The sequence below is a fragment of the Streptomyces clavifer genome (genome assembly GCF_036345975.1).
Taxonomy (GTDB): Bacteria; Actinomycetota; Actinomycetes; order Streptomycetales; family Streptomycetaceae; genus Streptomyces; species Streptomyces clavifer.
This window is the reverse complement of the sequence record NZ_CP107793.1, coordinates 5332053-5352201: the sequence shown is the minus strand read 5'-3', so window position 1 is coordinate 5352201 and position 20149 is coordinate 5332053. Positions and strand designations below refer to the sequence as shown.

The following is a 20149-nucleotide window of genomic DNA, read 5'->3' as shown; positions in this document are numbered from 1 at the left end:
GGGCGCCCGCTGTCGTGCAGGAGCGGGGTCCGTGAGCGCGCTCTACGCGACAGGCGCCCCGCTCCGCGCCGCCTTGTCGTGGCGCGCGGTCAGGCGGGAGCCGGACTCGCGGCGGGCGGCGCGGCGCAACAAGGGGACTGCCAGGAGGAAGCCGAGGACTGCCCAGGCGGTCAGCACCAGGGCGACCATGGGCAGTTCCCAGGAGCCGGCCGGCTCGGCGGCCCGTGCGGAGTCCGGCAGCAGGGACGAACGCAGGCCCTGCGCCATCCACTTCAGCGGGAAGACGGAGGCCACCTGCTGGACCGGCACGGGCAGCGAGGTGATGGGGAACACCGTTCCCGAGGTGATCAGCAGCCCCATCGTCGGCAGCATGATCAACGCCAGTGCCTCACGCGGGTTGGGCAGCACGGCACCGATGGCCGCGCCCAGCGGTACGACCGCGAGCAGCCCCAGCGTGGTGACCCACAGCAGCGTCAGCCAGCCTGCCGCCCCCTGCGGCAGTGGTCCGTCCGCGATCAGCGCCGCGGACAGCAGGAGCAGGAGCAGGGTGCCGACCGCGGTGACGACCACCAGCAGGCACTTGGCGACGAGGTAGGCCGGTATCCCGCCGGGTGTGGCGCGCAGCCGCAGGAGGGCTCCCTCCTCCCTTTCGGTCACGAGCATCTGCGGGAGGTTGACGAGCCCGACCTGGAACAGCAGATAGGCGGCGAAACCCGCGAGCACCAGGTGCGCCATCGGGGTGCTGGTGCCGGGGACGTCGTCGCTGACGTAGGCGGCGATCAGCAGGGCGACGACGACATTGAGCAGGTGGCCGGACATCTCCTTGGGATTGCGGAGCAGGTGCCGCAGCTCGATGCCGCCGCGGAGGAGGCCGGCCCGCCAGTAGCGGCGGGTGGGGCGGCGCGGCCCGTTCGTCCCGCCCGGTGCTTCGTCCACGTCGGCCGTGTCCGGCTCGTTCGTCACGCGTGTCCCCCTCATGCGGCCCGTACCTTCCCGTTCACGGCGCCGTCCGTGCCGTCGTTCTCCTGATGCACCATGTGCAGATAGGTGTCCTCCAGCGTCGGGCGGCGGACCTCGAGCCCGGCGATCGGTCCGTCCGCGTCGCGGTGGAGTTCCCAGACCAGCCGCGAGGGGTCCTCGGTGCGTTCACGGCGGGGCGTTCCGTCGTCGGCCGTCCAGCGGACCTCGGCCTGCGCGGCGGCCCGCAGGGCCAGTTCCGTCGGGGTGCCGCAGGCCCGGATCCGGCCGCCGACCAGCATGGCTATCCGGTCGGCGAGCCGCTCGGCCTCCACCAGGTCGTGCGTGGTGAGCAGCACGGTGACACCTTCCTCGCGGGCCAGCCGTTCGACCAGGACGTGGAACTCGTGGCGGGCCTCGGGGTCGAAGCCGGTGGTCGGCTCGTCCAGGAAGAGGAGTTCGGGGCGGCCGACGATGCCGAGTGCGACGTCGAGCCGTCGGCGTTGGCCGCCGGACAGCCGGTCCACCTGCTGCCCGGCCTGGCCGGTGAGGCCCACCAGCGCCAGTAGTGCGGCCGGGTCGCGCGGGTCGGGGTAGTACGTCGCGAAGTGCGTCAGCAGCTCGGCGACCCGCCAGCGGCGGTGGTCGCGCCAGGACTGCAGGACCAGTCCGATGCGGCCGCGCCATGCGTCGTCGCCCCGCTCCGGGTCCGCGCCGAGGACGCTGACCTCACCGGCGGAGCGCCGCCGGAAGCCCTCGAGGATCTCGACGGTGGTGGTCTTCCCGGCGCCGTTGGGCCCGAGCAGTGCGAAGACCTCACCGCGGTGGATGTCCAGGTCGACGCCGTGGAGGACGTCGATGCCGCCGTACGACATGGTCACGTCGCGTGCCCGGACGACAGGTCGGGCGGTCGTGGTGGGCGTCGTCATCGTCCTGCCTCCGCATGGTCCTGCCGTGGTGGTGTCGAGCCGCTCGCAGTCGGCACGGGGATGCCGTCCGCCGCTGCTGCGGCGCCGGCCGCCGCGGTGAGCCCGGCGCCCTCGACGATCGCCCGGAGCGCCGAGACATGGCCGTCGAAGGCGGTGCGGCCGTGGTCCGTCAGCCGTACCCTCGTGCGTCGCTTGCGGCCGCCTCCCTCCTTGTGGATCTCGAGGTAACCGGCCTCTTCCAGGGTGTGGAGCTGTTTGGAGAGCGCGGAGTCGCTGAGGGAGAGGCTGTCGCGGACGAACGCGAAGTCGGCCCACTCGGTGGTGGCGAGCAGGGCGACGAGCGACAGCCGGGTGGCCGGGTGGATCAGCTCGTCGAAACCGGCGGGGGCACTCATCGGTCCGCTCCCGCTCGGTAGGTCCGTGCGCCGGGGCGTCGCAGCGAGCCGACCGCCCAGCGGCTCGCGGGCCCGACGAACAGCAGGAACGCGGTGGCCGAGGCCGTGGCCTGGATCAGGCCGGCGGTCATCGGCGCCAGCGACTCCGTCAGGCGCCCGGACAGCAGGGCCGTCCCGCCGGTCACCACCGCCCCCGCGGCGAAGGTGGCGAACATCCGCCAGGTGCAGTGGGAGTGGTGCAGCAGCACCTGGCTCCTGCGGTGGTGGTGCACGGCCGGCACGCTCAGCAGCACGAGGTAGGCGGCCACCATCAGCCAGACGCCCCATCGGGGCAGGTCGAGGCCCAGGCCGGCCAGGAAGACCCACATGATCGCGGCCGTGGCGTATGCGGCGCGGCGGCCGCCGGAGGCGGACCGCTCCACTTCGTCGTACACCCGTTCCTGCGGCACCCGGATGCGCTGCAGGTCCCTCCACGCCTGTTCGGCACTCATCGGTGTGCTCACAGCCGTCGCCTTCCCTTGACGATCACGTCGGTTCACGGCACTTCAGGTGCGGTGCCGGGTGGTTCGAAAGAGCTGCGGGAGGGTCCGGGACGGCGGCGTACACCCGCGCGGAACGACCACCCCCCGACTTTCCCACCAGGAAAGCTACCTTCGGCTTTCCTCTCAGGCAAGTCGGGGGGGCAGGACCGCGAAGATCGCGCCGAGGGGCTGTCCGGGCGTGATCGGACAGCCCCTCGGGCCCTGCGCGGACCGGAGTGCGGTGCCGGGCGCGGCGGTGCGGGTCTTCGCCTTCCCCTGTGGTCAGGGGGAGAGGCGCAGGGGCTGCCCCGGCGCCTCCGCGCTTCGGCCGGCCGCGATCAGCGCACGGAAGGGGAACGCGATGAGCAGTGCGAGGGCGACCAGGGACCCGCTCGCCCACAACGGCCCGAGGTTCCCGGCTGCGGTGCCGAGCGTGGCCGCGGCGACGAGGGGGCCGACGGCGGCGCCGACGTTGAGTGCCGCCGTCGCGTACGAACCGGCCATGGTGGGGGCTCCTGCGGCGGCGTAGAGGACCCGTGTGATCAGCGTGCTGCCCAGCGCGAACGACAGAGCGCCCTGGACGAACACGAGGACGAGCAGGGCGGCCGGCCTGTCGGCCAGCACGGCCAGGGCCGGCCACCCGATGAGCAGCAGCGGGCCGGCGACCGCGACGACCGGACCGGGGTACTGGTCGGACAGCCGCCCGGCAACGGTGACGCCGACGAAGGAGCCGAGACCGAAGAGCACCAGGGCGACGGAGATCCACAACGCGCTCAGCCCGGCGGTGCCGGTCACGACGGGGGCGAGGAACGTGAAGCCGGCGAAGGTGGCGGCGTTCACCAGCGCGCCCAGCAGCATCATCAGGATCAGCTGCGGCCTTGCCGTCTGGGCGAGCTCGGCCCGCAGGTCCGGCCCGTCAGTGGCCTGTTCCCGCGCACGTACGTCCTGGATGCCCTTCAGGACGCCGAGAGCCGCGGGCAGGCAGAGGACCGCGACGGCCCAGAAGGTGGCCCGCCAGCCGAACAGCGTGCCGAGCACCGAACCGCCGGGGACACCGGCGATCGTGGCGAGCGTGGTGCCGGACAGCAGCACGGCCAGCGCGCGTCCCTTCCGGTCGGGCGGGACCAGGGTGGCGGCAGCCGTCAGAGCGACGGCGAGGAACCCCGCGTTCGCCAGCGCGGCGGTGATCCGGGTGGCCAGCAGCACGGGGAAGCTCGTGGTGCAGGCGCCCACGGCGTGAGCCGCCGCGAAAGCGAGGAGGAAACCGAGCAGGCTGGAGCGCCGGGGCCAGTTGCGGGCCAGTGCGGCCACGAGGGGCGCGCCGACGACCATGCCGATCGCGAAGGCGGAGGTGAGTACGCCCGCGGTCCCGACGGTGACATCGAAGTCCGAGGCGATGTCCGGCAGGAGGCCGGCGAGCATGAACTCGGAGGTGCCCATGGCGAAGACCGCCACGGCAAGCAGATACAGCGGGAGTGGCATCGAGTGGCTCCGGGGTGAGGAGGAACGAGAGGGTCATCTCGTCACCGCGGTCAACCCCGGCAGCAGCGCCTCGTCCCGTCCGCGGACGCGGCGCGACGACAGGGCTTCGAGCTCAGTGGTTCAGGGGGCTGACGGCGTGACCGAAAGCCCCCACCTCGTCCGACTCAGGACTCGACATGTCCCGCACGCTACCCGACCGACGCCCGTCGCGGCACGTGGTTATACGGGGGCCGGCGGGTGCCGCGGCGCCATGTCCCGCGCCGGCTAGGCGTCTCCCGCCGCCCCCCGCTTGCCCGCTTCGGCCCGTCCGCGTCGCCGCCGTGCGGCGATCGCCTCCGGGTCGATGTCCGGCATGGACCACCGGGCGGCCAGGGCCAGGCTGGCCGGGCGTCCGTCCGCGACGTGTTCGTGCGCCAGGCGGGCCGCACGGTCACCGTCGCGAGCGGCGATGGCCTCGTACAGGCGCTCGTGTTCCGCGCACTGCTGGGCGGGATCGCGCTGGGCCGTCAGGTGGAAGAGCCAGTGCATGCGCGCCTCCAGGGGGCGCATCACCCCGCTGAGCAGCGCGTTGGCCGCGAGATCGACGATGTCGGTGTGGAAGGCCGCGTTGGCGGCGGCGATCGTGGGGCGGTCGTGCTCGCGGGTCGCCGTGCGGGCGGCGTCGAGGCGGGCCGCGAGGCGCCGCAACCCCTCCTCGTCCGCCCGTTCCGCCGCCAGACGGGCCGCGAGGGACTCCAGGGACTCGCGTACGTCGAAGAGGTCACGGACGTCGCTCGGGGTGAACGGCGCGACCAGGGCGCCCCGGTGCGGCACCAGCAGGACCAGGCCCTCGGCCGCCAGGAGGCGCAGTGCCTCGCGAAGCGGGATGCGCGAGACCCGCAGCTCCGTGGCCAGGTCGCGCTCCACGAGCCTTTCCCCCGGCCGGAGTTCGACCTCGATGATGCGTCGCCGCAGGGTCTCGTACGCGTGGTCGCGCAGTGAGCGGCGTCCCGGGCCGGACGGTTGCGCTGCTGACTCCAAGGCTTCCTCCGCGGTCGGAACGCTCCCACCGTAATCGGACCGGGCAGCAGGTCCACTACTGCTAACCGCTCGCTAACACAGCGGCAACATCCCACCCGGAAACTGGGGCCACATAGCGGTATACCACTAACCGGCTCGCGGGCCCCGTCTCCTGGAGGCACCCCAGTGGCACCTTCCCGAACTCTTCCCTCCCTCGTCGCCGTCGCCGCCGCGGTGGCGGGTCTCCTCCTGCTGACCGGTTGCGGCGGCTCCTCCGCGGCCGACGGCGCGGACGGCGGTGACACGCTCGAGGTCGGCGTCCTCTTCCCCGGTTCGCTCTCCGACGACGGCTTCATGGAGTCGGCGTACCTCGGCTACCAGCGGGCCGCGGAGAAGCACGCCGGCGCGGTGCGGTTCAGCAAGGTCGAGCAGGTGGCGACAGCCGACTACGAGAAGGCCCTGGTCCGCTTTGCCACCACCTCGGACCTGGTGATCTCCCTCGGCGGGCAGACGGACGCGGACGTCCGCAACGTCGCGGCACGCTTCCCGAAGGTGAAGTTCGCCGAGATCGGGGGCCCCGCCGACGGAAAGCCGGGGGCGAACCTCTCCGTGTACGACCCGCAGCAGGCCGAGGCGGCCTTCCTGTCCGGCGCGGCCTCCGCGCTGCTCTCGAAGACCGGCACGGTCGGGTTCATAGGCGGTGCGGAGCTCCCGGCGATCGTGAACGCCGCGAAGGAGTACCGGAAGGGGGCCGAGGCGGCCGACCCGGACGTGAAGGTCCTCACCCCGCAGTACGTGGGCGACTTCAACGACGTGGCCAAGGCCAAGCAGTCCGCTCTGGCCGGCTTCGGCGCGGGCGCGGATGTGCTGGGGCAGATCCTCAACCTCGGCCACAAGGGGGTCGCCCAGGCCGCCGGGCAGCGCGACGGGGCGCTGGTCGGCGGACCCATTGCCCGGGAGTGCGGGTCCGACCCGGCGTTCGCCGCGTACGTGGAGACGGACGTCGGCGCGGAGATCGAGTACGCGGTGGACCACCTCGTCGCCGGGGACTGGAAGGCGGAGGCCGTCCACTTCGGGCTGACGTTCGCGGAGCCGCACAACGACATCGTGCTCTGCGGCGACCCCGGCCCGGCCGTGGGCGAGAAGCTCGACGAGCTGAAGCGGAAGATCACGGCCGGGGAGATCACCACCCGATGAGCGCGACGGCACCCGCACTGGAGATCTCCGGGCTCACCAAGTCCTTCGGCACGATGCGGGCCCTGGACGATGTGCGCCTCGTCGTCGAGGCAGGCACCGTGCACTGCGTGCTCGGGGAGAACGGCGCCGGCAAATCGACCCTGTGCCACGTGGTGGGCGGCGCCCTCGTCCCGGACAAGGGCGTGCTGCGGCTGTACGGCACGCCCTACGCGCCCCGTCGCCCCGCCGACGCGCTCGCTGCCGGGATCGCCATGGTCCACCAGCACTTCAGCCTCGTGCCGACCCTGACGGTCGGCGAGAACCTGCGCCTCCTGCGGCTGCGGGACCTGCCGCGGCGGGTGGCGCGCGTGCGCGAGGAGTACGGCCTCGAACCGGACCTCGACGCGCGGGTGAGTGATCTGCCCGTCGGCGTGCGACAGCGCGTCGAGATCGTCAAGGCGCTCCTGCGGGAGCCCCGGCTCCTCGTGCTGGACGAGCCGACCGGTGTCCTCGGGCCGGCGGAGACGGACGCCCTGCTGGCGACCTGCCGCCGGATCGCGGCGGCGGGGCACGCGGTGGTCCTGGTGACGCACAAACTCGGCGAGGCGGCACGGGCGGGGGATGCGGCGACCGTCCTGCGCGTGGGACGGGTGGCAGGTGGCGGACCGCTGGCCGAACTGCCCCCGGAACGGCTGGTCCCGCTGATGATCGGACGGCCCGCCGCCTCGCTGGACGCGGGGCTCGCGGGCACGATCGGCCTGACGGAGGACAGGCCCTCCCCCGGGGCCGGGGCGTCGGCCGGGCCGGGGACCGGGACCTCCCCCGAGACCGGCACGTCCGGCGCGGAGCGCCGCCGCGGGCCGGGGGCGCTGCGCCTCAGCGACGTCGGTGTACGGCGCGCCGACGGGTCGTACGCACTGGACAGGACCTCCCTGGACGTCGGGTTCGGGGAGATCGTCGGGATCGCCGGGGTCGAGGGCAACGGGCAGAGCGAGCTCATGGCCCTGCTCGGCGGCGCGCTCGCCCCCGACACCGGGCGGGTGGAACTCGCCGGACGCGACATCACGCGCGCGGCCCCGCGGGAGCGGACCCGGGCGGGTCTGGGCGTGGTGCCGGAGGACCGCCACCGGGAGGGATGCGTCCCTCAACTCCCGGTGGCCGAGAACCTCTTCCTCGGCCGGCTCGACCGGTTCCGCAGGTACGGGGTGTTCCTGGACAGGCGGGCCATGGGCCGCGCAGCCGATGCCGTGATCACCGGGCACGGCATCCGGTCGGGCGGCCCGGGGGCCCTCATGTCGTCGCTGTCCGGCGGCAACCAGCAGAAGGTGGTGCTGGCCAGGGAACTGGCGCTCGACCCGCTGGTGTGCCTGGCCGCCGCCCAGCCCACCCGCGGCCTGGACATCGGGGCGGTGGGCGCCGTGCACTCCCGTATCCGCCAGGCGTCCGCGAAGGGAACGGCCGTGCTGGTGGTCTCCAGCGAGCTGTCCGAACTCCTCGTCCTGTGCGACCGGATCGTCGTGGCCTACCGCGGGAAGCTGCTGGGCCCGGTCGACCCGTCGCAGCCGGATGCCCGGGAGCGGATCGGCGCCCTGATGCTCGGCGCCGACCACCCTGCGGGATCCGGTACGAAAGGCGCCGGCCGCGCGGCCGCGACCGCCCCCCGGCCCGTGCCCGGCGACGCTCCCCGGCACTGAACCACCCACGCCTCAGCCACCCCACGGCGTCTTCCCGGGGGACGTCCCCCGGGAAGCCGAACCCCGAACCCCGCACCACGTACGCCGCACCCGCGCGCCGGCACTCCCGCGTCCGCTGCCCGGCCGCGCGCACCCCGCCCCGTCCGAAGGAGCCGCCATGCCTCCCCCACCGCTTCCCCCGTCCGCCCCCGCTCCCTCCTCCGCCCCGCGCGCGGCGCTGCCCCGTCTCGCCCCTCTCCTGGGGCACCCCGTCAGCGTCGGCCTGCTCGCCGTCGTGCTCGCGGGCGCGGCGGGCCTCGGGCTCGTGCTGGGAGCCGGGACCACGCCGGCGACCGCCTGGAACGCCCTGGCCGAGGGCATGTTCGGCTCGCCGTACGCCATCGGGAGCTCCCTCAACTCGGCGGCCGTGCTGGCCCTCATCGCCACCGGCTTCACCGTCGCGCACCGTGCCGGGCTGGTGAACGTCGGCGGCGAAGGACAGCTCTGCGCGGGCGGGCTGGCAGCCGCGGCCGTCGGCCTGGCACTGCCCGCGGGCGTGCCCGCCGTGCTCGGAGTGCCGTTGGTCCTCGTGGCCGGTTTCGCGGCGGGAGCGGCCTGGGCCGGGATCGCCGCCCGGCTGCGCACGAGGAGGGGCACCAGCGAGGTCATCACGACGCTGCTCCTCAACTTCATCGGCGTCGGCCTCGTCTCGGTGGCCGTCCACGAAGAGGCTCTGCTGCGCCAGCCCGTGACGTCGTCCGAGACGCTGCCGCAGTCCGCGCCCCTGCCCGAAGGGGCCCGGCTGCCGCTGATCGGCGGAATCGAGTCGCCCGCCACCGCGATCGTGGTCATCGCGGCGCTGGCCGCCGTCATCACCGGGGTGGTGCTGCGCCGCACGGCCGTCGGTCTGCGTCTGCGCTCCGTCGGGCACTCCCCCGCCGCGTCCGCCCGACTGGGTCTGCCCGTGGCACGGCTGGAGACGGGCGGTCTGGCCTTCGCCGGGGGCGCGGCGGGCGTGGCGGGCGCGGGCCTCGTCGCCATGGCCCCGTACGTGCTGGCCGAGCACTTCTCCTCCGGGTACGGCTTCTCCGGACTGGTGGTGGGCCTGCTGGCCCGCGGATCGCTCACCGCCGTGGCCGCCGTGTCACTCCTCTTCGGCTTCCTCACCAACGGCGGCATCAACCTCCAGCTGGCGGCCGGGGTCCCCGCCTCCTCCGTACAGATCGTGCAGAGCCTGCTCGTGCTGTTCGTCGCCGCGGCCATGTTCGCCACCACACGTAACCGGAGTACCTCATGAGTGCGGTCCTGGACGAACTCGCCGCGGGCGGGGTGCGCCTGGCCATCCCTCTCCTGCTCGCCTCGTCGGGCGAACTGCTCAGCGAACGGGCGGGCGTACTCAACCTCTCCGTCGAGGGCATGATGCTGACCGGTGCCTTCGCGGGTGCCGCCGGGGCCCTCGCCTCGGGGAGCGCGGGCGTGGGGGTGCTGACCGCCCTCGCCGCGGGGTTGCTCTTCGCCGCCCTCCAGGCGCTGCTCAGCGTCGTCCTGCGCGCCGACCAGATCGTCACGGGCATCACCGCGAACGCCCTCGCCCTCGGCGCGACGACGTACGGATCCCGTCTCGTGTTCGGCGATGCCTCCGCCGACTCGGTGCCCGGGTTCGATCCGATCCCCGTGCCCGGCCTGCACCGCATCCCCGTCCTGGGGCCGGCCCTCTTCGAGCAGACGGCCCTCGGCTACGCCGCCTTCGCCGTCGCCGCGGCCCTGGCCCTGGGATTCAGCCGCCGTACGGGGTGGGGCCTGGCGGTCGACGCGATCGGCGAGGACGCGACCACCGCGGACCGGTGCGGCCTCCCGGTACGGGCCGTCCGCTTCGCGGCCGTGCTGCTCACCGGCGCCGTCTCGGGCCTGGCGGGCGCCCAGCTGGCGCTGTCGGAGGTGCACGCCTTCAGCGACAACATCACCGGGGGCATCGGCTACCTGGCGGTCGTCGCGGTGATCGCGGGACGCTGGCTGGCCTGGCCCACGATCCTGGCCTGCCTGTTCTTCGGCGTGGCGCAGTCCCTCCAGTTCGCGGCACCGGCTCTCGGACTGCACGTGTCCGCGCCGCTCCTGACGACGCTGCCGTACGTCGTCGCGCTGCTCGCGGTCAGCGGACTGGTCGGCCGCAGCCGGGCGCCCTCGGGGCTGACCGTCCCCTTCCTGCGCGGCAGCTGACCGCGCCCACCGCACCCGGACGCGCACCCGCACGCGCGCAACTCTCCGTAAGGAACGAAGACATGACACTGATCCTGACCCGCTCCGACGTCGTCGCCCTGCTCGCGGACGCCCTGGAGGACGTCGAGGCGGCGGTGGAGCGGTGCCACCTGGATCTCGCCGGGGGCAGAGCCGTCCTGCCGCCCCCGCCGGCCATGCGGCTCCAGGGCTCGGACGGGACCTTCCTCGCGATGGCGTCGGCGTCCGGCCCGGCCGGGCTGGCAGCGGTGAAGCTGCTGGCCGACCTGCCCGGCAACCGCGAACGGGGGCTTCCCGTGCAGCGGTCGGCCGTCCTCGCGGTGTCGGCGCGGACCGGTGCGTGCGAGGCGCTCGTCGACGGGGCCGAGATCACCCGCGCGCGGACCGCCGCGGCCACCGCGGTCGCCACCCGCGTACTCGCCCGGCAGGACGCCCGCGTCCTCGGACTCGTCGGCACCGGTCCGCTGGCCCGCGCCCACGCCCGCGCGCTGCTGCCGGGGCGCGCCTACGAGCAGGTCGTGCTGTGGGGCCGTACGCCTGCCCGGAGCCGGGAGCTGGCCGGCTGGATCACCGCCGAACTCGGCGTCGAGGCGCGCGTGCTGGCCGGACCGCAGGCCGTGACGGAGTCCGCGGACGTCCTGTGCACGCTGACGCCGTCGCGCGAGCCGCTGATCCGGGGTGCGTGGCTGTCCCCGGGCCAGCACATCAACGCCGTCGGCGCCCCGCCGCGCCCCGATCACCGGGAGATCGACACGGAGGGCGTCGTCCGCTGCCGGATCGTCGTCGACGCCTACTCCACGGCCCGGGCGAAGTCCGGCGAGGTCCTGATCCCGCTCGCCGAGGGCGCACTCGGCGAGGACGACTTCCGCCGCGAACTGGGTGACGTACTCGCGGGCCGCGAGCCGGGCCGCACAGCCGACTCCGACCTCACCCTCTTCGACTCGGTGGGTGTCGGACTCCAGGACCTGGCCGTGGCCCGGCTGCTGATCGACCTCGCCCACGAGCGGGGTTCGGGAACCCGGATCGACCTCTCCGGCTGACGGCGGCCCCGGGCGCGCGGGGGACGAACCCGTAGAGTCGCGGGGGCGGCCGAAGCCAGTTGCGTTGGCTTCGGCCGCCCTCCGCGTTCCCCGTCAGTTCAGTCGGCGGCGCAGCCACCAGGCGCAGAAGCCGGTCACAAGTCCGGCCATGACGAGGAAACCGCCGTCTCGATCCACTGGAACGTCCAGTAGCGGTCGGCCGGCTGGTAGGCCACCTCGACGTGGAGGTCGGACCTGGCGAAGCAGTCCACGGGATCGGCCTCCCGCTGCGCGCAGCCCTCGGGCCCCCGGACGGACCGGCCTGCCGAAAGTGCCGCCCTCGGGAACCGCGCTCGCCGGTCAGGTCTACGGATGTGCTCCCGGACCCTCGGTGTGCCCCGCGAGCGGGGTGGGTGACAGCACCGTGTCCTCCTCGCCCGGCTCCAGCAGGGTGGCTGCCGGGCCCACGACCAGGGGGTCGGGCGCACCGACGGCGTCGGCGTCCTTGGGCGTGTAGTCGATCCGCGCGAGCAGGCTGCGCATGGCTTCGAGGCGGGCACGCCGCTTGTCGTTGCTCTTCACGACGGTCCAGGGAGCGTGTCCGGTGTCGGTGGCCCGGAACATGTGGATCTTCGCCGTGGTGTAGTCGTCCCAGCGGTCGAGCGAGTCGACGTCCGTCGGGGAGAGCTTCCACTGGCGGACGGGATCGACCTGGCGTATCGCGAAACGCGTGCGCTGTTCGGCCCGGGAGACGGAGAACCAGAACTTCACCAGGATGACGCCGTCGTCCACCAGCATCTCCTCGAACGCCGGGCACTGCCTGAGGAACAGCTCGTACTCGGGCGGGGTGCAGAAGCCCATGACGCGTTCCACGCCGGCCCGGTTGTACCAGGAGCGGTCGAAGAAGACGATCTCACCGCGGGCCGGCATGTGGGCCACGTACCGCTGGAAGTACCACTGCCCGCGCTCACGGTCCGTGGGCTTGTCCAGGGCGACGATGCGCGCGCCACGGGGGTTGAGGCGTTCGGTGAAGCGCTGGATGGTGCCGCCCTTGCCGGCCGCGTCACGGCCCTCGCACACCACGACGACCCGCGCCCCGGTCTCCTTGGTCCAGCGCTGCAGCTTCAGCATCTCGATCTGCAGGACGCGCTTGGCCCGCTCGTACTCCTTGCGGCGGACCTTGCGGTCGTAGGGGTAGTTCTCCCGCCAGGTCTTGATCGGCCGGCCCTGTTCGTCGAGCAGGATCGGCCGTTCCGGCCTGCTCGTGTCGACGGTCAGCCCGTCCAGCAGTTGCTTGCCCACTTGATCACGGTCCACCTGCCCAGCCTGACACCCGTTCGGCTCGATTGCCACAGGGCCCGGTATCCGTCCGGGCGGCCTCGCCGCCCTCGGGCCCCAGGGCCGCACGCCGGACAAGTGGTCGCGGAGGGCTGCCCGGACAGGCGGAAGGGGCCGGCCCCCTGGACGGAGATCCGGCCCCTTCCTCGACGGCGGGCGGTGCCGCGGGCCGCGCAGGGCCTGGACCGCGGCCCGCGGCCGCCCGCCGAAGTCGTAGCCCTCCCGGGCGGTTCAGCCGGCCAGCAGGTGCTCCCGGCCGAACATGGCCGCGGCAGCCCGTGCGCTCGGCGTCCCCGCGTCGAGGTCGGCACCGGCCGCGCGCAGCAGGGCGACGATCTCGTCCTCACCCTTGAACAGCGCGCCGGCGAGGGGAGCCTGGTCGCGCGCGTTGCGCAGGTCCGGATTCGCGCCGCGGTCGAGCAGCGCGCTCACCGTCCCGGCGTGCCCGTGGTAGGCCGCGAGCATGAGGAGCGTGTTGGCGTCCGGGTCGGCCGAGTCGACCGGGAGCCCGTGGTCGACGAACTCCGCCAGTTGCTCGGTGCGGCCCGACCGGGCCAGCTCCATGGCGATGTCCACGACCTGGCCGGTCTGTTCGGGGGTGAGTCCGGCGTCGTTCATCGGTACCTCCGCTCAGAGCGTTCCGGCGGCCAGCGCGTCGATCGCCTTGCGCACGCCTTCGCCGTAGGCCGGGTCGGCCTGGGTGCAGTTGCCTATGTGCCGCTCGACGGTCGCCTGCGAAGCGCCGTCGATCGCCCGCGCGGTGTTCGCGAACAGCACCTGCTGCTGCTCGGGGCTCATGTTGCGGAACAGGATGCCGGGCTGCTCGAAGTAGTTGTCGTCGTCCTCGCGGAAGTTGAACCGGTCGGCGATCGCTCCCACGGCCTGGGCCGGGTCGCGGTAGGCGGGCTGCTCCCGCCAGCGGCCGTACGAGTTCGGCTCGATGCCGGGGGTGGCGCCCTGGTTGCCGTCGACGCGCATGGCGCCGTCGCGGTGGTAGGAGTTCACCGGGTTCTTCGGCGCGTTGACCGGGATCTGGTGGTGGTTGACGCCCAGGCGGTAGCGCTGGGCGTCCCCGTAGGAGAACAGCCGGCCCTGCAGCATGCGGTCGGGCGAGTAGCTGATGCCCGGGACCACGTTGGCCGGGGTGAAGGCGACCTGCTCCACGTCGGCGAAGTAGTTGTCGGGGTTGCGGTTGAGCTCCCACTCGCCGACCTCGATCAGCGGGTAGTCCTTCTTCGACCAGACCTTGGTGAGGTCGAAGGGGTGGTACCGGTAGTTCTCGGCGTCGGCCTCCGGCATGACCTGGATGAACAGCTTCCACTTCGGGAAGTCGCCGTCCTCGATCGCGTCGAAGAGGTCGCGCTGGTGGGACTCGCGGTCCTTGCCGACCAGGGCCTCCGCCTCGGCGTCGGTGAGGTTCTTGATGCCCTGCTGGGTGCGGTGGTGGAACTTGACCCAGAACCGCTCGCCCTCGGCGTTGATCAGGCTGTAGGTGTGCGAGCCGAAGCCGTGCATGTGCCGGTAGGACGCGGGGATGCCGCGGTCGGACATCACGATGGTGACCTGGTGCAGCGCCTCGGGGAGGTTGGTCCAGAAGTCCCAGTTGTTCTCGGCGTCACGCAGGTTGGTGCGCGGGTCCCGCTTCACGGCGTGGTTGAGGTCGGGGAACTTCAGGGGGTCGCGGAAGAAGAACACCGGGGTGTTGTTCCCCACGAGGTCCCAGTTGCCCTCGTCGGTGTAGAACTTCAGCGCGAAACCGCGGATGTCGCGCTCGGCGTCCGCCGCGCCCCGCTCGCCCGCGACCGTGGAGAAGCGCGCGAACATCTCGGTCTTCTTGCCGACCTCGGAGAAGACCTTGGCACTGGTGTAGCGGGTGATGTCATGGGTCACCGTGAGGGTCCCGAACGCGCCCGACCCCTTCGCGTGCATCCTGCGCTCCGGGATGACCTCGCGGTCGAAGTGCGCGAGCTTCTCCAGGAACCACACGTCCTGCAGGAGCATCGGGCCCCGCGGACCGGCGGTCAGGGAGTTCTGGTTGTCGGGAACCGGTGCGCCGGCGACCGTGGTCAACGGCTTCTGGTTGTTCTCGGGCAAAGCTCGCTCCTCGGTGAGTTGTTCGTCGCGTGCGTCGAGACCTGCTGCCTCGCCGGTCGCGCAACCGGCCGGCCCGGACACTGCGCGTACGGCCGACCTGATGGTGTGGTCGTCCGCCCGGACGGTGCTCCGCCCCCTCGGCGTCTGCCGGGACCAACCCTACATTGGACTCGATCCAAGTCAAGCAGTCATCCAAAGCCATATCCGTTCGGGAATTATTACTGGTCACTGTTAGGCTGGCTCGTATGAGTGACCTCCTGGCACGACTCCGCGTACGGGGCTGGCGCATGACCGCACAGCGGCGTGTGGTGGCCGAGGTCCTCGACGGCGACCATGTGCATCTGACCGCCGACGAGGTGCACGCGCGCGCCGTGAAGAGGCTTCCGGAGATCTCGCGGGCGACCGTCTACAACGCGCTGGGCGAGCTGGTGAGCCTCGGCGAGGTGCTGGAGGTGTCGACCGACCGCCGTGCCAAGCGGTACGACCCGAACGCGCACCGCCCGCACCAGCACCTGGTCTGCGCCCGCTGCGGCGCGATCCGCGACGTGCATCCGGTGGGCGACCCCCTGGCGGCACTGCCGCAGGCGGAGCGTTTCGGCTTCACGGTCTCCGAAGCGGAAGTGACGTACCGGGGCGTGTGCCCCGGCTGCGTGACGGCGTAGCCGGACGCCCGGTCGCTTCACCGGCCCCTGTCCGTGCGGTGAGCCGGGCGGCCGGGGCCGCTCACAGGACCGGCCACGCGTCGAGCTCCTAGAACCCGCCGCCGTCGAAACCGCCACCGCCGAAACCGCCACCGTCGCCGAAACCGCCGCCACCGCCGAAACCGGACGAGTCGAAGTCGGAGCCGGAGAAGTCGCCGCCGCTCCACTCCCCGCCGCCACCGCCGAAGTCACCGCCGCCGTACTCCGCCGCGTACGCCGGGGTCGCGAGCATCGAGCCGAGCACCGTGCCGACCAGCAGGCCCGGCAGCAGGCCGCCGCCGAAGTAGCCACCCGCCCAGGGGCCGTACGCCGGGCCCGCCTCCCAGTACGGGCGGCGCCGCCCGTCGCCGACGTCGACCGTGCGGCCCATCGGCTCCTCGCCCTCGCGCAGCCGCACCGCGTCGGCGCCGCAGACCGGGACCTCGCGGGCCGCGCCGCCGGACGGGGTCCACCGGACGTCGGCGACGGAGGGGCCGTGGCGCGGGTCGAAGAAGCAGGGCGGGCGCCTGGCCGGGAGTTCACGCCCCCTGCGCCGCGCCTCCAGGACGGCGAGGGAGAAGCGGCCGTCCTCCAGAGCCCTGGTGACTCCGCGTACGTCGGAGGGGTGCCGGGCGTCGCCCATCCGGGATTTGGCGTCCTCGTAGGAGTCGAGCGCCCGTTCGTAGTCCGCGCGCATCTCGTCGTCGGCGCCCGCCTCGCCGGGGTGGAAGTCGAGCCGGTCCAGGGTCTCCCCGTACGCGGTGATGTCCTCGTCGACGACGACCCGGAGCTTCTCGAGGGAGGCCCGCTCCTCCTCCTCCTTGCGCCTCCGGTTGCGGCGGACGACCGCGTACGCGCCGGCACCGCCCGCCACGGCCACCGCGCCGAGCACGACGAGGCCGGTCGTGGCCGTTCCGCCCGCCGTGTCGCCGCCGCCGTCCGACCAGGAGGCGGGGGCGCTGCCCCGGGCCTGTTCGACGGCCCGGTCCACGAAGGCGTTGAGCTGGGTGACGGTGTCCGTGTCCACGGCGGGGGCCTTCACGGCCGTGGTGAGGTTGTCGACCGCCCGGACCGGCATCACCTGCGGGTCGGCGCCCGCGTCGAATCCGTCGCCCAGGCGTACCGCGTAGACGCCGGTGATACCGGTGTCGGTACGGATGTTCTGGAGGAGGTTCTGCTCGGGGAACTCGGAGGTCGCCGGGAGCACCGCCACGAACACGGGCTTGTCGGCGTTCAGGATCTTCCGCTCCAGGGCACCCTCCTGGGCCGCCGAGAGCCGGCCGGCCGCCGCCGGGTCCACGTACACCGGATCCTCGCGCAGGGCCTGGCCCACCTCGTCGACCGTGGCGGGGGCGGCGGCCGGAGCAGCCGGGGACATCGCCAGCACGGCCGCCGTGAGGATCAGCAGCAGGCAGGCCCACAGGGGAGCGAACAGCCTCTTCCGCATACTCCGAAAGTAACCCGGATGGGCGACGGATGCACCGCCCACCCGGGTCGCTCCCCCGCGGTTACACGGCGCGGTACGCCGTGCGCAGCTTCGCCACCGCTCCGGTGAGGTCACCGGTGAGCAGCAGGTGGTCGGCCTCGGCGAACGGCTTGGACACCGCCGCGGTCGGCTTCCCGCCGGTCTTCTGCTGGACCAGCAGCCTGGCCCGGTCCACGATCTCCTTGCCCGCCGCGGTCCTGCCGAGGCCCGCCTTCTGCGCGAGCTTCGCGGCGGCGGCGAGGGCGGTGAGGGTGAGCTCGCCGCCTCCCGGGGCCTTCTTCAGGGTGGTCAGTCCCCAGCCGTACGGGAACTGCGGGTCGTAGGCCGCGTCGCCGACGTTGATCGGCAGCTGCGCCTCGGACTTCGGCCAGGTCACCGGGAGCTGTCCGGTGAAGGCCTTCTTGCCGTAGAGCACGTCGGCCACGCCGTCGCCCTCGGTGCCCGGCAGCCAGGAGGCGACCAGGGCGTCGATGTCGCCGAGCCGGTCACCGATGAGCTGCGGGCGCCCGGACACGATCAGGACCGCGCACTTCATGGCTGCGCAGACCGTGTCGACCGCCGCCTTGTCGGCGTCGGACAGCTCCAGGTCGTGGCCGTTGCCGACGTCCCCGATGCCCTCGGCGTACGGCTTCTCCCCGACGACCACGACTCCGGTGTCGTACCCCTCGGTCGGGGTGGAGGCGTCCTTGGAGAAGGTGGCCGACGAGGTGTTCTTCTCGATGCCCTGCAGGATCGTCGTGCCCGTGGTGGTCGCGCCGGAGGCGCCCTGCCAGCTGACGGTCCAGCCGCCGGCCTGGTTGCCCAGGTCGTCGGCGTTGGATCCGGCGACGTACACCTTCTGGGACGGCTTGAGCGGGAGGACCGCGCCGTCGTTCTTCAGCAGGACCTGGGACTTGGCGGCAGCCTCACGGGCGACGGCACGGTGGGCGGCCGAGCCGACCCTGTCCAGGTTGGAGGTGTCGGCGTACGGCTTCTCGAAGAGGCCCAGGCGGAACTTCTGGGTCAGGATCCGGGACACCGCGTCGTCGATCCGGGCCTGGCCGATCCGCCCGGCGGTGACCTCCTCGCGGAGGGTCTTCGTGAAGTCCTGGTACGCGGTCGGCACCATGATCATGTCGAGTCCGGCGTTCACGGACGTCCGCACGTCACTGGCGTAGTCGCCGGGGATCTGGTCGATGGCCTGCCAGTCGCTGATGACGAAGCCCTCGAAACCCATCCGGTCCTTCAGCACGCCGTTGATCATCTCGTCGTGGGCGTGCATCTTCAGCGGGCCGGCGTCGTCGCCGATGATGTCGAGCGAGGAGTACGACGGCATGACCGTGCCGACGCCGCGCTTGACGGACTCGGCGAACGGTGCGAGGTGCACCGCTTCGAGCTCCTCGCGGGTGACCTTCGTGACGCCCTGGTCGATGGTGTACGAGCCGGTGGTGGACGAGCCGAACTCCGTGCCGCCGTCACCGACGAAGTGCTTGGCGCTGGCCAGCACCTTGTCGTTGCGGTCCAGGTCCTCGCCGGAGGGGCTGCCCTGCATGCCGGTGATGACCGTCTCCATGGCTTCCACCAGGGCCGGGTCCTCGCCGTAGGCCTCGTAGGAACGGCCCCAGCGCTCGTCGCGGGTCACGCACACGCAGGGGGCGAAGTCCCAGGGGATGCCGGTGGCGCGCACCTCGCTCGCGGTGACGGCCCCGGTCTTCCCGGCGAGCTTCGGGTCGCGGCCCGCGCCGATGCCGATGTTGTGCGGCATGATCGTCGAGCCGATCACGTTGTTGTGGCCGTGCACCGCGTCCACGCCGTAGATCAGCGGGATCTGGAAGCGGGTCGTCTGTGCGCGCAGCTGGTAGGCGTCGACCATCTTCGCCCAGGCGGCTGCCGTGTTGGGGGTGGGTACGGAACCGCCGCCGGAGAGCAGCGAGCCGAGGTCGTAGGTGGCGATGTCGCCCGGGGACCGCAGCGCGTTGCGCTCGGCCTGGGTCATCTGGCCGGCCTTCTCGGCGGGCGACATCCGGGACAGCAGGTCCGCGACGCGCTTCTTCACCGGAAGCCTGGCGTTCTGGTACGGAAGGCCGTGGGCGTCGATGACGACCTGCGGATTCTCCTTGGGCGGCTTCGCACCGGTGACGGTGAGGGCGAGCGGGACCGTCTCGGCCGACTCGGCGCCCCTGTCCTTGGCGGTGGCCACGGAGACCGTGTGCGTGGTGCCGGAGGCGGTGCCCGCCGGGAAGGTGTGGGTGCCGGTGACCGGGGTGTAGTCCTTGCCGGACTCGGCGCTGCCGCCCTCGGTCGTGTAGGCGACGGTGACGGGCTCCTCGATGGGGACGGAGCCGGTGGTGGCGACGGAGATCTTGATGTCCGCCGTGCCGCCCTCCTTCACCGGGTGCACGGCGGAGTCGACGACGACGCTCGACTTGAGGGCCGGGTCGGCCTTCCCGTACAGCTCGACGGCGTCCATGGCGAACGCGCCGGGGGCGCCGGTCGGCAGCGTGAGCGCGTAGCCCCACATCTCGTCGAGGCCGAGGACCTGGTCGATGCCTCCGACGGGCTGGTAGTCGGCGCGGTAGACGAAGTCCGCGAACGGGATCTCGATCTGGTGCCATCCCTCCCAGTCGTCGGTGAAGGAGGTGGTCCAGAGCTCGGACGCGCCGCCGTTGGCGCCGCCGTCCTTGATCTCGAAGTTGACGCGCTTGCCCGAACCGGGCGGCAGCGGCGCGGTGTTCTGCCCGTACCACCAGAAGCGGATGCCCTTGTGGGCCGTCCAGTTCTTGGGCGGCTGGTCGACGGCGAACTCGTGGCTGAGCCCGCCCCAGGCGCTGATGTCATAGGTGCCCTGGAGGACCTTGGCCCCCTCGGGGGCGTCGGCGCGCTCCTTGAGTTCCAGGGCGGGGTGGTCGTCGGCGTCGCCGCCCCAGGTGAAGAGGGCGTCGGCGGGCGGGTTGCCGAGCGGGACCTCGCCCTCGAAGCGGTCGACGAGGACCGGTGCGGGCTCGTCTCCCTCGGCCGCGGCGCTGGGGACCGCCCCGGCGAGCAGTCCCGCGAGGACGGTGACGGCGGCGAGCGCGGCCGTGGCCGGTCTCGCCCTGCGACGTGCGCTGTGGTGCGGTGTGCGTGGCATTGCGACTCGTCTCTTCCGGTGTCCGGTCTGTGGTGTGGCTTGCTTCCGCCCGCCCC

17 protein-coding genes are annotated in these 20149 nt (G+C 72.7%); 6 read left to right on the top strand and 11 right to left on the bottom strand.

Translation table 11 applies throughout. The features are described from left to right. Positions 1-42: 42 nt before the first annotated feature. From OG927_RS23540 to OG927_RS23515, 6 genes are all read right to left on the bottom strand, one after another. Positions 43-978, bottom strand: coding sequence for an ABC transporter permease (locus OG927_RS23540; protein WP_079099433.1), 936 nt, complete (start codon positions 976-978; stop codon positions 43-45). Next, positions 975-1886, bottom strand: a complete 912-nt coding sequence (locus OG927_RS23535) for an ABC transporter ATP-binding protein (RefSeq protein WP_124281092.1) — start codon at positions 1884-1886, stop codon at positions 975-977. Before OG927_RS23535 ends, OG927_RS23540 begins: the two co-directional genes overlap by 4 nt. Then, complete coding sequence (locus OG927_RS23530) at positions 1883-2281, bottom strand: transcriptional regulator (RefSeq protein WP_330320732.1); 399 nt, start codon at positions 2279-2281, stop codon at positions 1883-1885. Before OG927_RS23530 ends, OG927_RS23535 begins: the two co-directional genes overlap by 4 nt. After that, on the bottom strand, positions 2278-2784 hold the full coding sequence (locus OG927_RS23525; RefSeq protein ID WP_371612844.1) for a hypothetical protein: 507 nt from the start codon (positions 2782-2784) through the stop codon (positions 2278-2280). The genes OG927_RS23530 and OG927_RS23525 overlap by 4 nt, the downstream gene beginning before the upstream one ends. A 300-nt stretch (positions 2785-3084) precedes the next feature. Then, entirely contained in the window at positions 3085-4284 is a 1200-nt protein-coding gene (locus OG927_RS23520; protein ID WP_056794669.1) for a Cmx/CmrA family chloramphenicol efflux MFS transporter, read from the bottom strand. Positions 4285-4548: 264 nt separating this feature from the next. Beyond that, positions 4549-5304, bottom strand: a complete 756-nt coding sequence (locus tag OG927_RS23515) for a GntR family transcriptional regulator (RefSeq protein WP_056794667.1) — start codon at positions 5302-5304, stop codon at positions 4549-4551. Positions 5305-5469: 165 nt separating this feature from the next. Here OG927_RS23515 and OG927_RS23510 point away from each other — a divergent pair, with 165 nt between their 5' ends. The 5 genes from OG927_RS23510 (at position 5470) to OG927_RS23490 (ending at position 11407) form a co-directional block, all read left to right on the top strand. Next, positions 5470-6480: a BMP family protein gene (locus tag OG927_RS23510; protein WP_330320731.1), complete on the top strand. Its 1011-nt coding sequence runs from the start codon at positions 5470-5472 to the stop codon at positions 6478-6480. Continuing rightward, on the top strand, positions 6477-8153 hold the full coding sequence (locus OG927_RS23505) for an ABC transporter ATP-binding protein (protein WP_330320730.1): 1677 nt from the start codon (positions 6477-6479) through the stop codon (positions 8151-8153). The genes OG927_RS23510 and OG927_RS23505 overlap by 4 nt, the downstream gene beginning before the upstream one ends. A gap of 157 nt (positions 8154-8310) precedes the next feature. Next, complete coding sequence (locus OG927_RS23500; protein WP_079099435.1) at positions 8311-9429, top strand: ABC transporter permease; 1119 nt, start codon at positions 8311-8313, stop codon at positions 9427-9429. After that, positions 9426-10349, top strand: coding sequence for an ABC transporter permease (locus OG927_RS23495; protein ID WP_319104290.1), 924 nt, complete (start codon positions 9426-9428; stop codon positions 10347-10349). Before OG927_RS23500 ends, OG927_RS23495 begins: the two co-directional genes overlap by 4 nt. A gap of 62 nt (positions 10350-10411) precedes the next feature. Continuing rightward, positions 10412-11407 carry an ornithine cyclodeaminase family protein gene (locus tag OG927_RS23490; protein ID WP_330320729.1) on the top strand — a complete coding sequence of 332 codons (996 nt, stop codon included), beginning with the start codon at positions 10412-10414 and terminating at the stop codon, positions 11405-11407. A gap of 345 nt (positions 11408-11752) precedes the next feature. On the opposite strand, the gene ppk2 is transcribed toward OG927_RS23490, so the two are convergent. The 3 genes from ppk2 to OG927_RS23475 all read right to left on the bottom strand — a co-directional run bounded on the left by ppk2 (position 11753) and on the right by OG927_RS23475 (position 14818). Continuing rightward, on the bottom strand, positions 11753-12703 hold the full coding sequence (gene ppk2, locus OG927_RS23485) for a polyphosphate kinase 2 (protein WP_056794658.1): 951 nt from the start codon (positions 12701-12703) through the stop codon (positions 11753-11755). A 252-nt stretch (positions 12704-12955) separates the two neighbouring features. After that, positions 12956-13342 (bottom strand): ankyrin repeat domain-containing protein, encoded by a 387-nt coding sequence (locus OG927_RS23480; protein ID WP_056794655.1) that lies wholly within the window; start codon positions 13340-13342, stop codon positions 12956-12958. 12 nt (positions 13343-13354) lie between these two features. Next, positions 13355-14818, bottom strand: coding sequence for a catalase (locus OG927_RS23475; protein ID WP_056794653.1), 1464 nt, complete (start codon positions 14816-14818; stop codon positions 13355-13357). A 245-nt stretch (positions 14819-15063) separates the two neighbouring features. Between OG927_RS23475 and OG927_RS23470 the strand changes: the two genes are divergently transcribed. Then, a complete protein-coding gene (locus OG927_RS23470) occupies positions 15064-15480 on the top strand; it encodes a Fur family transcriptional regulator (RefSeq protein ID WP_056794650.1) in 417 nt (138 codons plus the stop codon). Positions 15481-15568: 88 nt separating this feature from the next. Here the strand turns inward: OG927_RS23470 and OG927_RS23465 are convergent, their stop codons facing one another. Both OG927_RS23465 and OG927_RS23460 read right to left on the bottom strand, forming a co-directional pair. Beyond that, a complete protein-coding gene (locus OG927_RS23465; RefSeq protein ID WP_124281099.1) occupies positions 15569-16945 on the bottom strand; it encodes a hypothetical protein in 1377 nt (458 codons plus the stop codon). Positions 16946-17006: 61 nt separating this feature from the next. Further along, positions 17007-20093: a glycoside hydrolase family 3 N-terminal domain-containing protein gene (locus OG927_RS23460; protein WP_330320728.1), complete on the bottom strand. Its 3087-nt coding sequence runs from the start codon at positions 20091-20093 to the stop codon at positions 17007-17009. Between the last annotated feature and the right edge of the window lie 56 nt (positions 20094-20149).